At 45.2% G+C, this 14,319-nt stretch carries 13 protein-coding genes; 7 read left to right on the forward strand and 6 right to left on the reverse strand.

All coding sequences use genetic code 11. From position 1 onward, the window contains the following. Positions 1-64: 64 nt before the first annotated feature. The 7 genes from JXL83_05395 to JXL83_05425 are packed head-to-tail and all read left to right on the forward strand — an operon-like array spanning position 65 to position 8,062. Positions 65-523 (forward strand): hypothetical protein, encoded by a 459-nt coding sequence (locus JXL83_05395; protein MBN2363545.1) that lies wholly within the window; start codon positions 65-67, stop codon positions 521-523. 52 nt (positions 524-575) lie between these two features. After that, on the forward strand, positions 576-1,487 hold the full coding sequence (locus JXL83_05400; GenBank protein ID MBN2363546.1) for an LD-carboxypeptidase: 912 nt from the start codon (positions 576-578) through the stop codon (positions 1,485-1,487). Continuing rightward, positions 1,488-2,828, forward strand: a complete 1,341-nt coding sequence (locus tag JXL83_05405) for a SpoIID/LytB domain-containing protein (GenBank protein ID MBN2363547.1) — start codon at positions 1,488-1,490, stop codon at positions 2,826-2,828. Between the two features lie 4 nt (positions 2,829-2,832). Beyond that, positions 2,833-4,998 carry a lytic transglycosylase domain-containing protein gene (locus JXL83_05410; protein MBN2363548.1) on the forward strand — a complete coding sequence of 722 codons (2,166 nt, stop codon included), beginning with the start codon at positions 2,833-2,835 and terminating at the stop codon, positions 4,996-4,998. Further along, the gene (locus tag JXL83_05415) at positions 4,995-6,452 is read left to right on the forward strand and encodes a glycosyltransferase (GenBank protein ID MBN2363549.1); all 1,458 of its coding nucleotides are present in this window, start codon (positions 4,995-4,997) and stop codon (positions 6,450-6,452) included. The genes JXL83_05410 and JXL83_05415 overlap by 4 nt, the downstream gene beginning before the upstream one ends. Further along, positions 6,433-7,428, forward strand: coding sequence for a hypothetical protein (locus tag JXL83_05420; protein MBN2363550.1), 996 nt, complete (start codon positions 6,433-6,435; stop codon positions 7,426-7,428). Before JXL83_05415 ends, JXL83_05420 begins: the two co-directional genes overlap by 20 nt. Before the next feature lies 1 nt (position 7,429). After that, a complete protein-coding gene (locus JXL83_05425; GenBank protein MBN2363551.1) occupies positions 7,430-8,062 on the forward strand; it encodes a hypothetical protein in 633 nt (210 codons plus the stop codon). 3 nt (positions 8,063-8,065) lie between these two features. Here the strand turns inward: JXL83_05425 and JXL83_05430 are convergent, their stop codons facing one another. The 6 genes from JXL83_05430 to JXL83_05455 form a co-directional block, all read right to left on the reverse strand. After that, complete coding sequence (locus tag JXL83_05430; GenBank protein ID MBN2363552.1) at positions 8,066-9,043, reverse strand: response regulator; 978 nt, start codon at positions 9,041-9,043, stop codon at positions 8,066-8,068. A gap of 1 nt (position 9,044) precedes the next feature. After that, entirely contained in the window at positions 9,045-10,286 is a 1,242-nt protein-coding gene (locus JXL83_05435; protein ID MBN2363553.1) for a DegT/DnrJ/EryC1/StrS family aminotransferase, read from the reverse strand. Between the two features lie 9 nt (positions 10,287-10,295). After that, on the reverse strand, positions 10,296-11,654 hold the full coding sequence (locus tag JXL83_05440) for an aminopeptidase (protein MBN2363554.1): 1,359 nt from the start codon (positions 11,652-11,654) through the stop codon (positions 10,296-10,298). A 9-nt stretch (positions 11,655-11,663) separates the two neighbouring features. After that, positions 11,664-12,476, reverse strand: coding sequence for a type I methionyl aminopeptidase (gene map, locus JXL83_05445; GenBank protein MBN2363555.1), 813 nt, complete (start codon positions 12,474-12,476; stop codon positions 11,664-11,666). 11 nt (positions 12,477-12,487) lie between these two features. Beyond that, a complete protein-coding gene (locus tag JXL83_05450; protein ID MBN2363556.1) occupies positions 12,488-12,811 on the reverse strand; it encodes a hypothetical protein in 324 nt (107 codons plus the stop codon). Next, the coding region (locus JXL83_05455; GenBank protein MBN2363557.1) for a tetratricopeptide repeat protein at positions 12,801-14,319 on the reverse strand (1,519 nt) is incomplete at its 5' end. The genes JXL83_05450 and JXL83_05455, both read right to left, overlap by 11 nt.

A 14,319-nucleotide genomic window follows, 5' to 3' on the forward strand; every position in this document is an offset into this window, starting at 1 on the left:
AAAGCGCTTGAAAAAATTATATGAAAGTATTATAATCTGGTTCTAGGAAAAAAAGGAGGTTTCGATGTTAAGATTTTATACGGCGGTCGTTTTTATTGCTCTGTTCAGTATCGGTTGCGGTAAAATGGTCGCGACGCCGGAGGTAGTTGTAAAAGAAATAAATCCCGAGATTTTTGTCGTGGCAGATTCGTCTTTCACGACTATTTCCGTGACAGTGAGAGTGACAAACGATGTCGAAGCGAGAGCTTTGAGGGCCGAATTCAGTTTCAGGAAAAATGACGGTTCGACAATTACAGGCGTAAACAACATAACCCGTTACATAGACGTTCTGATCCCGACGGGAGAAGCAGGAGCGACAGCGCTGAATTCATATCCTGTCCCCACGGTTGAAATCAGAAATTACTTGATAGCCAATCCCACCGAACAGGTTTATCTTAACATACGCATATCGGGCGAAGACGCATACGGTTACGAGAAAAATTGGAACTGTGAAGGCAAGATAAGCGTGACCACAAATCAGTGAAAGAAATTTTAGCCTTTTTTAAAAAGAGCGGTTTTCCGCTCTTTTTTAGTATATGAGAAAACCCAGAAAACTTGGGAAAAATTCAAAGATAGTACCCATCCTTCCGGCTGGTCCCCTGAAGGACAAACAAAGATTTTTTCTCGCAGTCAAGTATTTCGCCGAAAAAGGTTACAAAGTGGAGGATTTTGGTTTTGATGAGGAAACCTGGTATCTTTCGGCCGATGACGTCACGCGGAAAAGATCGCTTCTTAAAGCTTTCGAAGATCCGGAGACTGGTATGATAATTGGAATACGAGGCGGTTACGGATGTTCGAGGATAGCCGATGATATTTTCCGTTCAAATGAACTGAGTTTTTTTAACGGAATTTTCTGCGGATTTTCAGACTTGACTGTTCTTTCGCTCGTGTTGCTCAAAAAAGGACTCGTAAATTTTTACGGACCCATGCTTTCTGCCGACTTCGGGAAAAATCCATCCGATTTCTCTTTTGATTTTCTCGAAAGAATGGCGACGGGAAAGTGCACCGGTGTTCACAGATTTCCGGACGGATGGAAAAGCGTCGTATCGGGTAAATCTGAGGGCGTGTTGACTGGAGGGTGTCTTTCGCTCATACAGACATCCATAGGAACTGAATACGAAATTGAAACGGAAGGGAAAATACTCGCCTTTGAAGACACCGGAGAGTCCCCATACAGGATTGACAGAATTCTCACTCATCTAAAAGCCGCCGGTAAATTCGACGGCGTAAAAGGCGTCCTTGTGGGAAAATTTGCTTCCTGCCCGGACCAGCCGCCTTCATGCGATGAAGTTGTCGCTGAAAGGCTATCTTCATTGAATTGCCCCGTGATAACAGGAGCCGATTTCGGGCACGTTCCCGACAAGATAACCCTGCCTCTCGGCGTACTGGTGAGTATTGATTCTGTCAAAGGTGAAATTGAATTTGTCGAAAATGCTGTGGAGGGTTGAATGGGCGGCGATTCTGAAATGATAAAAAACAATCTAATCAGAATTAAAGTCGCGGGTCCGAGGGACAGCGTAAAAATATCATTTCCAGGAAACGACGGGCATAGGTTTTCCGGAGACTGCGAGTTCAGGAATTCACGGGAAAAAATTCTTATGAAAGAGAGAATATTTTCTTCGCCGCTGAGGATCGAGAGCTGTTTTTCAGTCGTAAGGGGGATCAAGGTCGGCGAGTCTTTTCACTGGGAGCACGAAGAAGATCACGCCTTTCGAGGGACTTTGGAACTCGTTTCGTCTTCTCGCGGCATAACGGTTATAAACGAAATCCCGTTAGAATATTACATCGCCTCGGTTGTCGGATCCGAAATGAAATCCCGGTGTCCCGCCGAGTTTTTAAAAGTTCAGGCGATTGTAGCAAGATCCTCCGCCTTCAGCATGTCGAAGAGCCTTCACGCCGGTGAAAACTTCAATCTTTGCGCGGACGATCATTGCCAGGACTATCGCGGTGTACTGAGAGAAACAGATAAAATACTTTCCGCCGTTTCCCATACCGCAGGAAAATTTCTCATCTACGGCGACGAAATTGCCGACTGCAGGTTTTCAAAAATGTGCGGAGGCGTGACCGTGAAATTCCAGGACGCATGGGGCGGAGACCGGGCACATTCCTACATGCCTGAAAAATGGGACAGTATTGAAGAAAATCCGGAATGCAAAAGTTTGCGGCATTACGTCGAAGGCTCATTTCCGGGCATCCTTTGCGCTCCTTCATCGAGCGACCTTAAAGAATTCTCATACGCCTCGGAATATTTCAGGTGGGAGAAGAAAATAGGCAAAGAAGAGGTTTCGGAAAATCTCGCTCTGGCCGGGCATTCTATAGGAAGAGTGATTTCGGCTGTACCGCTCGAAGTGACTCCCTCATTCAGGGTAATTAAAGTAAAATTCAAGGGCGAACGCGGAGAGTGCTTTGTTTCCGGTGAACTGAATGTGCGCAAAATCTTCTCGCACTCGACTCTTCCGTCGGCCTCATTTTATTTGACTGACGAAGGAGACAATTGGATTTGCCGCGGCGCGGGGTGGGGTCACGGTGTAGGAATGTGCCAGATAGGAGCCATGAACCTGGCCGCGAAGGGATTCGATCATAAATTTATTTTGAGGCATTATTTTCCGGGATGCAGAATCCTGAAAATCTACGAAAGCGTTGATCTGAGCAGATTCAGTTGGGCAGAAAAAAGACCCTGCTATGAGATGGCAAATTGCTACGAACTGCACAGATGTCCGCACGGAGATAAAGGAGACGGCCCGGAAAACTGCCGGGGGAACCCTTCGGAGTTGAAAAAGGAGAGTTGAAACAATGAAAAAAATCGCAATTATTGTTTTTTCAGTTTTTCTTGTCAATTGTGCGACATGCCTTTTATTTGCCGGCACTGATGAAATCGGCGAAGCTTTCCGCAGAGGAGACGTTCTCCTAGCAAGAGATCTTCTTTCGTACGAGAATGAATTCGAAAGATCTTCGTCCGAGTATTGTGTATGGGCGGCTTGCGTCTATCTGTCAATGAACGCTTATGACAGCAGTTTGTTCTGGGCGAAGAAGATCTCAGACAAGAGCATTTTGGCCGTCGAAATTTCGGGACCTCTTTTCAGATACGACAACACTTTCAGAGGTCAATACGCGGATTTTGCCGAAGCTGTAGAGGCTTTCGAAAGAAGAGACTACAAAATAGCGGTGGATAGATTTATACGAATCAGCGCTTCCGGAGGCGTACCGATTTGTATAGAAGATTATGCGGATTACTTTATATTCTGTTCGTATCTCATGACGGGAGACACCGCATCGGCCCTATCGACCGGGGAGAAATTTATCGAAGAACACTCTACGTTGCTTAATCCCTACGTGTCGGGAGATCTGGCGCAGATTTACCTTTCCAGGGGAGACATTTACGAAGCCGTTCGCCATTTTAGACACTCATCGCTTGACGATGGTGAAAAGTTCAGAGCCGGAAAAATATTTCTTTCTCTGGGGGACACAGTGTCAGCGATTCATTATCTTACTGAATTGCTGCCTTCGGCGAATGAATTTTCTGACAGCGCGTGGTCGCTTCTCATTTCACTCGGTGAAACCGACACCCTCGCAAGAGCCCGTTCCCTTGAAAGCTCGAGGAAATATGAACAGTTGGTCAGCCTTCTCGAGCCTTACGTTCTCTCAAACTGGTCCGATTCCGAGGCTTCTTTAATTCTCGGGAGAGCTTTGAGAAGGCTTTCCAGGCACTCAGACGCAGTTTTATACCTCGAGAATGCCGCAAAAAGTTCTCTGAGAAGAACCGCCCTTTACAATCTCGGTTTGTGCTTCAGATCCCTGGGCAAAAAATCCGAAGAAGAGGCGGTTTGGTCTTCGTTCGTGTCCGAATTTCAGACGGGAGATCTTTACGATGACGCACTAGTCTATCTTGCAGAATTGAAAATAGGCAAAGGCGATAGAACGGAAGCCATAAGATTGCTGAAAACTGTTTTTGAGTCTCCTCATTCAAACGACATGATTCAAAAAGCCGCAGACATTATGTTTAAATTGCTGGACACACGCGAAACAGCCGAATTTGGCGAATACGTTTCCGGCCTCAGGATTACGGAGCGCAACGTTTCATTGGTCTATACTACGGCTCTGAAGATGAGTCCTGATAAAGCCGCCGAAATTTTCAGAAAAATCGGAACCTCACTGCCAAACAGTGATTACGCGAGAAGATCTGAAAGGCGTCTCACTGAGATGGAAATCAACGTGATTCCGCTTTCGATCGATTTTGCAAAAACCGTCGAAGAGGCTCTTTCAGACTATCAGATGAGAGAAAACGCCGCGAAAGCATGCGAGAGAGCAAAATTTCTTTACGCTTTCGGCCTGAGAACTTGGGCAAGAAAAGAACTGGAAACCGTCGCATCCGCCAACCCGCTCGAAAAATTTTTAATGGCCAAAACAGCTGCCGCAGGCCTCGACAGATATAAATCGATAGTATACGCGTCTTCTGTGAGAAGTCAGATAGGAGAGCCTTGTCCTTCCGAGCTTTTTTTTATGATTTATCCTCAGGCGTACAGACTGGCAATAGAAAACGCCGCTGAAAGGTTTTCTCTTGATATTTATTGGCTTCAGGGACTTGTCAGAACGGAAAGTCTTTTCGACGAAAGTGTAATATCCTGGGCAGGGGCAGTCGGTTTGGCTCAGTTGATGCCTGCGACTGCAAACCAGGTGGCTTCGACTCTCGGGATTCGTTCTTACTCGTTGACTGATCCGGACGACAATCTCACGTTCGGAGCAAAATATCTTTCCGATCAGCTTTCGAACTTTAAAAAAATTGAAATCGCTCTGGCCGCATACAACGCAGGACCGGGGAATGCGAGGAAATGGATTTGCGCCGGAGGAGGAGAAGAAGAATACATATCCAACATAGGATTCGCCGAAACAAGAGCGTACGTGCCGAAAGTCCTGACTTCCGCCTGGATATACAGGAAAATTGACGGGAGGGTTTTTTGAAGATTACAAAGAGATTTAGGAAAAATTCAGGAACGAGTTTTATTCTGGCAAGTGGACTCAAAGATACACCCGAACACAGATCGTTGATAAAATGCGCTGAAAAGACCGGAGCCGCCGAAATACTTTTTTCAAAAGACTATTCTCCCGAATCAGTGAATGAAAAGATTGAAAAAGCAAGTTGTGAATGGTTCGCGATAGTCGCGCCGGGAGTCTATATAAATGAAAATTTTACCAGAATATTGGAATCAGCGGCAAAAAACAGACAAAACACAGGAATTTTTTACGGAGACTTCGAGAAAAACGGAAAACGAATAGGATTGTACGACTACAACGGCGATTGGACGGAGAGATGGAATTTCGGGAAATTGAGAATATACAGAACTGATTTCGTAAAAGATGAAGGTCTGTTCAGCGCTGAATTTCCCGAGGCCTACAATTACGACATGCTTTTGAAATTCTGGAACAAGAGGGAAATACTGAGAATTCCCGAAATCATGTATTCGTTTGATTTGCCTGAAAAAACGAACGCATTGAAAGAACGGCTTTTCTTTCCGTCAGAAGGTGAATACGGAGGTTTTTCTTATCTTTTTTATAATGAAGATTACAAGCTTCAGGTTGAAAAATGCTTCGAAAATTTTCAAAAAAGGCAGAAAATTTATTTTTTCTGCGATAACACAAACAAGGTTTCCGAAAGTATTTTACCTGACGACGGTGTGATTGCGAGTGTCGTAATACCCGTACACAACAGAGCGGAATTACTGCTTCAGGCTGTCGAAAGCGTCCGAAGACAGGATTTTGAGAAATGGGAAATCCTGATAGTCGACAACTGTTCGAGCGACGGCACGTACGATGAGGCATTGAAATTGTCCGAAACCGAACCGAGAATCAGGGTTTTCAGGAGAGAAGACAACAGGATCGCCAAAGCTCTCAATCTCGGAGTGAGGAACGCTGTGGGCAAATACATCGCCCAGCTCGATTCAGACGACTTGTATTCCGCTTCGACCCTGAGAAAAATGACCGACGCTCTCGAATCAGACCCCTCGGCGGGATTGGCAGTCAGCTATTATGATCTTATAGATCAGAACGGTTTGACTTTTGAAGATCTCGGAGTTGTCCGTCACGAGGAATATTCGGTAAACAACATTCTCAGGGTTGACGGCGCGGGAGCGGCCAGAGTATGGAGAAAATCCGTCATCGAGGAAATGGGTTATTTTGACGAAAAAGATTTCTGCGATTACGGCGAAGATTACGACATGGTTCTGAAAGTGACTGAAAAATATTCGTTGAAAAGAGTCCACGAAGTGCTCTACCATTACAGGAGGCACCCCGGCAACAGCGATGCCCTCAGAGACGAGTTGTTCAAACTGACGGCAAAGAATAAAGCGAGACTCAATGCATGGGCGAGAAGAAGGAAAATATCAGGAGGAACAAAAGATGAGACTTTTTTTTACTGAAGCAGTTATTCTTTCAACTATTACGGCAGTTTTCTCCTGCGCGCCAGCTGAAGTTGAATCAAGCGAAGTTATTGATCCACTGGAATTTCATGTAATCGACAGCATTCTGGGAACATGTTCGTCGATTTCGGCTGGAGAAGGCGGTTTTTTAGCAGTTTTCGACGCCCTGTCAAAACAGTACCTCAATGGATACGAATGGCGCGGCGGTGATTCTCTTGAATTAATTGACAGGGGCCACATAGTAAGGGATAGGTATAACGTCAGGGATATCAGGTACTTCGAAGGAAAGTTCTATGTCGTTGAGGGGACCGACGGTGTATTGATAGTTGAGAGAATCGGGGGGTTCGAAGCGGTGGGGAGAATAATTTCCCCGGACACGGGGACGATGTTTTTCGACGTCGCCGTAAGGGGAGATGAAGCTTTTTGCGCCTGCGGCGAAAGCGGTGTCCTGGTATTCAGGACGAGACCCGGAATAGGACAAGCCGTCTCGTATTCTCTCGCGGACAGGATAAACCTAGACGGAAGCGCATCTCATGTATGCGCCTTTGGAGACATTATTGCGGCGGGACTCTGGGACATGAAGAAAGTGTGCGTGTTTGTCGGAGGGGAGCTCAAGGCGACTATTGGGGATTTACCAGGGATCGCCGGTTTGGCTACCGACGGAGAGAAACTCTATATCGCCGCTGAGCAGGGCGGACTTATGATTTACGATTTGACCGAAGGCAAGTGCGGCGAGTTCATTCGAGCCGTGTCGGATGTTCCCGCTTATGACGTTGAACTGTCGGGAAACCATGTTTTTGTCGCTTCTGATATTGACGGATTGAATATCTACGATAAAAAAGGGGACCTCGTGGCGTTCTGCCGGGAATCTTCTCCGGCAGAAAAAGTTTCCGTTGACGGCGACATTATTTTTGTAAGTCACGCGAAAAAAATCCCCACCGGGTACTTGTGGATAATTAAAGCGGAAGGTCTGTGAAGTGAAAAATACATTTTATATTACAGCGCTTTTTTCGGCTGTTGTTTCGGTTATTATCGGGTGTGCTTCAAGAAGTGCAATTTCTGGGCAGGAAGAGCGGACGTTGCTCGTTCAGGATTTGGTTTATTTCCAAGAACCTCCCGATTCCGTATGGAGAGGAATAGTTGTTCTCAAAACCCCGTACGGAGATATGTCCGGAGATTTTGCGGTTTTGCACAACGATTCGCTTTGGACTATAAACGTCGCGGGTCCTTTCGGAGTTTCTCTATTTCAGGCGAGAAAATCCTATGATTCCCTCGAAGTCAAATGGAAGGACGAAAGCGGTGTTTGGAGGGAATACAGGAGCTGGACCGAAAATGACATTGCCCCGCTCGTTCCTTTCGGAGAACTTTTTTTCTCTCTTTGCGTGGGCCGGGCCGAGGGAGAAATCGTAGAAAGCAGGGAAAAAAGCGTTTTTTTGATCTTTGAAGAAATACTATATGCCGTACTGGTTGAAGAAGAAACGAGAGCGCTGGCGGTAATTGAAATTGAAGGCGAAGAATATTCGTTTCTTTGGAAGACCGACGGAAATGAGACGATAAAAGAAACCGCCGTCAGAAGCAGTTCTTTCGAGGCGGTTTTCTATTTCAGATAAATGTTAAAATCTGTACAGGGATTTTACTTCTTCTTCACCGATGATTTTTTCGAGAGCCTTGAAAACCTCGGAATCCCAGAATCCTTTGTCGACTTCTTCTTTTATGGTTCCGAGGGTTTGTTCAAGCGTCATCGCTTTTCTGTAGGGTCTGTTTGTCGAAAGAGAGTCAAACACATCGGAAACCGATATTATTCTCACAGGGAAAGGAATGTCGTCGCCTTTTAAAGCATCGGGATAACCTGTACCGTTGAGTTTTTCGTGATGTGATCTGATTATTGAACGAAAATTGACGGTCGATTTCAAAGGCTTGAGTATCTCCTCTCCTATCACCGGATGAGTTTCAATAATTTTACGCTCATTCTGATTGAAAGTGCCTGGTTTCTGCAAAATACTCTCCGGAATGCCTATTTTTCCTATGTCGTGCAGAAGACCGGCCTCTTCCATTTCGCTTTTAGTCGCCGGTGTCAGGTTGAAATGTCCGGCAATTATTTGCGCCAGGAAAGAGACTCTCTCGTTGTGACCCTGAGTGTAAGAGTCTCTGGCGTCGATTGCTTTGGCCAGAGAGGCGATAACCATAGATACGTCTTCGAGTTTGTCGAGCAGATGCTTTAATTTCAGGAACGATTTTATCCGCACTTTGAGTTCGAGGGGGTTGAAAGGCTTGGATAAAAATTCGTCGGCGCCTGCTTTTATCGCTTTCAATCTGTCGACTAAAGCGTCGTAAGCGGTTATCACTATTACGGGAATTAATCTGGTTTCAAAAGTGGTTTTAATTTTCCGGCATAGTTCTATTCCGTCCATTTCAGGCATAGTGACGTCGGTGATTATGAGCGCGGGTTTTTCTTTCAAAGCTTTTTCGTAAGCTTCTTTTCCGTTAAAAGCTGTGAGAAAGATGTAATCTTCGCCCCCCAAAGACATTTTTATTGTATTTAAAATGAGTTCGTTGTCGTCGACAAGCAGGATAGAAGTGTTAACAGGCACTTTATTTTCTCATCTCGTCCCTGTTCTTAAAAACTTTCACCAGAGCATCGATTATAACACTGATCATTTTATTATCCGAAAGAAGCATGTTTTGTGTTATCCACAAAGCTTCGTTGAAACATGCTCTCTCTGTGTTGGGCAGGCGAAAAGAATTGAAATCTGGGAAAGGTGTTTTAAAGTATGAGACCGGACCGCCCCCCGGTCCAAAATTCTTCTCGGTGAAAACCGGCTGTTTGTAAACAGGCAAAGAATAACCGGCGCTTACAGGCACGCCTTCGGCTCTGATTGCGTTGACTATGTCGGTTTTCGGTATGTCGTTCCAAAAATCTGTGTCGAGTCTGAACGGAAATATGTGCCAGGATGAAACAGATCCTTCTTCGATCGAGGAAAGGGTTTTGTATCCTTTTATCCCCGATATTTTATCTGCAAGTTCCCTGGCGTTGTCTTGTCTTATCTTGTGCAGTTCCGGATATCTATCAAGTTGAGCTAAAAGAATTGCTGCCTGGAATTCTGTCATTCTGTAATTGCCCCCGTAGTTGTAATGCGCGTACCATAGCCCTGTCTCGCTTCTGCCGCAATTTCCAAGGCTTTTGGCCTTTTTGTAAATTTCACCGGATCCGGTGATTATTATGCCGCCTTCGCCCGAAGAGATGTTTTTGGAGGATTGAAAACTGAAGCAGGCGGCGTCGCCCAGAGTGCCGACGGGATTACCTGAAAATGAACTGCCCCAGGCCTGACATGCGTCTTCTATAATAACCAAGCCGTGTTTTTTAGCGATGTCTCTTATTTTTTTCATGTCGGCTGATCTTCCGGCGAAATGAACCGGCATAACGGCTTTTGTGTCTGCGCATATTAATTTCTCGACAGATGAAGGGTCTATGTTGAAAGTTTCGGGGTCTATGTCGGCAAAAACCGGTTTGGCGAGAGCGTCAAGAACCGACATCGCCGAAGCGATAAATGTGTAGCCGGGTACTATAACTTCATCGCCTGGGCCAACTCCGCATGACTTAAGAGCGAGTGACAAAGCGACGGAACCGTTTGGAACGGCGACGCTGTGGGGAACTTTGCTGAATTCACTGAACTTGTTTTCAAATTCCCTTACGAAAGTTCCGTTTATTGAACCCCATTTGCCGCTTTCGAAGGCTTTGAGAAGGTTGTTTCTCTCTGGTTCTCCAAAAACAGGCCAGACAGGAAAAGAGTCTCTTGTTACGGGTTCTCCGCCATTAATAGCTAGATACGGCATTGTTGTCTCCTATGAAATGTAAAAAGATCTGAAAGCTTTGATTGTCTGAAATATGTCAGCTTTGTGGGATACTTCGAACGGGGAGTGCATCGAAAGGACAGGGGTTCCGCAGTCTATTGTCGGTATTCCCCAGTACGATATGAATTTTGCCACGGTTCCTCCTCCGCCCTCATCGACCTTACCCAGTTCGCCCACCTGCCAAACGACTCTGTTAGAGTTGAACAAGTTTCTGATCTTTGAAAAAATTTCAGCGTGGGCGTCGTTTGTTCCGGATTTTCCCCTTGACCCTGCGTATTTTACGACACAGACGCCGTAACCGAGTTTGGCTGTGTTGTTTTTTTCGAAAACGTCCGGATAATCGGGGTCGAGAGCGCATGCAACGTCTGCTGAAATGCAGAGGCTTTTTCGCATGGTTTCTCTGATGAGCGAATAAGGGACGTCTTTTCTTGTTTTTTTGAGCAGATTGTGCACCGCGTCTTCAATAATTACGGAATCAGCTCCCGTGTCTCCGTTTGACCCCGTTTCCTCTTTGTCGAACCATAGAGTCATACAGGCTTTTTTTGGTTTAACTGCAGTTTCGAGAGCTTTGAACGCGCAGTATGCCGATATCCTGTCATCCTGGCCGTATCCGCCGATCATAGATCTGTCAAAACCGACGTCTTGAGCTTCTCCGGCCGGGACGGCTTCACATTCCGCGCAAAGCAGATCCTGAGGGGAAATACCGTAATTTTCGTTCAAAAAATAGACGACGGCTTTTTTTACCGCTTCCTTTGTGTCATCTTTGCTTTCGTGGGGAAGGGAAGAAACGAGAAGGTTCAGTTTTTCCCCTGCAATAGCTTCAGCGATTTTTTTGTCGTCCTGGATTTTGTGAGAAAGATGCGGCAAAAGATCGTTGATAGTAAACACGGGGTCGCCTTTTTTCTCTCCTATCACGATGCTTCTTTTTGTGCCTTTTTCATCTATGACAAAACAGTGAAGGGCGAGAGGTCTGCAGACCCATTGGTATTTTTTTATTCCTCCGTAGTAATGAGTTTTAAAGTAGGCAAGGCCGCATTCTTCGTAAAGCGGGTTGGGTTTGAGATCCAGCCTGGGTGAATCTATGTGGGCGGCAATAATGTTTATGCCGTTTTCCGGCGGTTCCTCACCGCGCCGTGAGACGGCTATCGATTTGTTCATGAATTCGTCAAGCACGTAAATATCGCTGTTTGTTCTCTCTTTTATCCAGTTCACCGCCTCCCTTTCGGTTTTCGATGAACTCAGAAATTGTCTGTAATCTTCAGCCTTATCGAAAGATTCTTTTTTTTCGTTATCATCCATTTTGTTCCATGCAGGATAGAACTCCAGGTTTTCATATTTGTGATCGGGCATGCACACTCCTTAAAACTTTATGATTTCTTCTAATGTTTCGTTTTCACGAATAGTTAAAACATGTACGGCATCTTTCGTCACGGCAATCGTATGTTCAAAATGAGCGGACAGAGCGCCGTCCAGAGTCCGGACAGTCCAGTTGTCTTCATCGATTTTTACATCAGGCGATCTCTCATTGACCATAGGTTCCAGCGCCAGGGTCATTCCCGGAAGGATTTTTACGTTTCTGAATCCGGATTTTTTGTCGGGAATGAAGTTGGGAATGCTCGGTTCTTCGTGAAGGTGTCTGCCTACGCCGTGGCCGACGAATTCCCGGACTGCTGAAAATCCGTTTTGTTCGACCAGATTCTGAACGGCAGCGCTTATGCTGAAAAGTTTTCCGCCGGATTTTGCTGCTCTGATACCCGCGTAAAGCGAATCCAGCGTCACACGCGTTAACTTTTCTGAAATAGCTGAAACAGGAGGTATAGCGACGGTGATTGCTGAATCTACCGTCCATCCGTCTTTTGTAACTCCCATGTCAATCCCGACAATGTCTCCCTGTTCGAGTATCCTCTTTCCGGGAAGACCGTGTATTACCTCGTCATTTACAGAGATGCACACGGCGCTCGGGTAGTTTCTGTAACCGTAAAAAGTCGGTTTTGATCCGTGTTTTTCGCAAAGAGAAAAGGCGAGTTTGTCAATATTTCCGGTGGTAGTTCCGGCTTCGCAGTTTTTACCAAGTTCCGTGAGTATGCCGGCTAAAATCCTTCCGGCGGATCTCATTTTTTCTATTTCATGTTTTGTTTTTAATTCCATGGTTTTCCAATCGGTTTTGTACATCGGGTGATGTTTCAGTTTTCGCTTTGGCCGTCTTCGAAGCTTATTTCTCTTATGCCGGCGCCGAAAGAACTGAAAATGTCCGAGCCTTGAGAAGTCTCCTGCTGAGTCTCCTGCTGTTCCTGCTGAATTTTTTTTGCGATTTCATCCAATGGAACTGTCAAAAATTCCGAGTCCTTTGATTCGTGATGAATTTCCGGCATGATTCCTTCGGCTTCGGATTCAACTTTGTACAAAAAAGCCTTTTCGGTGTCTTCCTGAAAATATTTGTAAAAAAAAGTTTTCTTTTGCTTGTCTTTCAGCAGAATCGAAAGTCTCTGAAAAATGTTACTCGGCAAGGTCGTCTCCTCTCAATTGTTTCAGTCCGCTGGAGGCTTCTTCGTCCATGGGATTCAGTTCTACGGCCTTTTTCCAGGCTTCCTCGGCTAATTTGTAATTTTTAGTTCTGAAATAAACTTCTCCCAGGGCGGAATAAGATCTTGAATAAGTCGGGGAGAATTTCAGGGATTCTTTTATCAAATTTTCGGCTTGTTCGAACTTACTGTCGAATACGTAAAGCATACCGAGGTTTATGTAGGCTTCGACTGCGTCGGGATTCATTTCCATCACTTTCGTGAAGCAGTTTTTGGCTTTGTCATTTTCACCCATTTCCGAAAAAACTACCCCTAGGTTCAAATACGGTTCGTGAAGTTCGGGGGAAAGGTCGACTGCAGTTTTGAATTCTTTTACGGCGGCCTGGAGCTGTTTTGTGTGATAAAAACCTACTCCGCGGTCGTTATGAATCATTGCTTTCGATCTTTTGTTTTCATTTTCCAAAAGTTTAAAGTTCTTCTCTTCATTTTCAAACACGACTATCTGTTTTGAAAGAATAGAATCAAGTTTATCTGAAAGAGAGTTCAATTTTTCAACGCTTTTATTTTGAGAAGCGACGATTTTTTCTATGGCCGCGAAAGCTCTTTTAATGCTGTTGGAGGCTTCGCCGATCAGCGCGGTCATGTCCTGATTGGATTTGGCCACCATTTCGTTTTGCTGAGTGACGGCGGAGGTTAATTGTATTGAAGTCTCCGTGCTTTGTTTCTGGAGTTCCGCGATAGTGGATATATTGTGAAGATGAGGAAGCACTTTTGATGAGATTATTTCTCTGAAGTCGATGAGCATCTGTATTTTTTTACTCTCTGCCGCGGTAAAATTCTTGACAAAGCTGTCTAAAAATTCTACGAGCCTGGTTTGTGTCCTGCCTTCTGATATGTCCGCGAGGGATCTGGCAATGCTCTCCATGCGTTCATCCATGCCGCCGACAAGATTGAAAAGGGATTTTTGCTCGTTTCCGTAAGCTTCTACCCATCTCGAAATAGCTTCTTTCATAAAAAGCCTGTCGTTCTTATCCTTTTCGGTGAGCATTGCGAGAAGGTTATCTTTAATTTCATCCCTGATCTCGATTATTCCCTGAGCGGACATTTTCGAAACAGGGATAAGGTTCTGCATCAGTTTATCGAAACTTTCGGAGATTTCTTTGGAGTATCTTTCTGAAAGAACGGCAGTGTTTTCAGAGAGAACTTCCCCCAAAGAGGTCTCGCTTCTGTTTATCTGTGTCAGCAGATCTTTGATTTCGTCGTTTTTACCGGATTCTTTAATAGTTTCTATCATGTCGGACAATTTTCCGTTGAGCGAGGATATCTGTTCTGTTGAAGATTTTGAAATTTCCTGATACCCGTTTTCTATTGTCCGGATAAGGGCTTCGTTGGTTTTTTCCAGATGGTCTTTGTCCCTGATTTCCTTTTCCTTTAGATAATCCGAAATGTTTCCCGCCTTCACGGCGTTTTCAATTCCGGACATCGATTCCGGC

The sequence above is a fragment of the candidate division WOR-3 bacterium genome (genome assembly GCA_016934535.1).
Lineage (GTDB): Bacteria > SDB-A > SDB-A > SDB-A > SDB-A > JAFGIG01.

Coding starts and splice junctions, on each gene's coding strand:
- JXL83_05420 (MBN2363550.1), top strand. CDS start 6,433: ATGAGACTTTTTTTTACTGAAGCAGTTATTCTTTCAACTATTACGGCA.
- JXL83_05395 (MBN2363545.1), top strand. CDS start 65: ATGTTAAGATTTTATACGGCGGTCGTTTTTATTGCTCTGTTCAGTATC.
- JXL83_05410 (MBN2363548.1), top strand. CDS start 2,833: ATGAAAAAAATCGCAATTATTGTTTTTTCAGTTTTTCTTGTCAATTGT.
- JXL83_05400 (MBN2363546.1), top strand. CDS start 576: ATGAGAAAACCCAGAAAACTTGGGAAAAATTCAAAGATAGTACCCATC.
- JXL83_05435 (MBN2363553.1), bottom strand. CDS start 10,286: ATGCCGTATCTAGCTATTAATGGCGGAGAACCCGTAACAAGAGACTCT.
- JXL83_05440 (MBN2363554.1), bottom strand. CDS start 11,654: ATGCCCGATCACAAATATGAAAACCTGGAGTTCTATCCTGCATGGAAC.
- JXL83_05405 (MBN2363547.1), top strand. CDS start 1,488: ATGGGCGGCGATTCTGAAATGATAAAAAACAATCTAATCAGAATTAAA.
- map (MBN2363555.1), bottom strand. CDS start 12,476: ATGTACAAAACCGATTGGAAAACCATGGAATTAAAAACAAAACATGAA.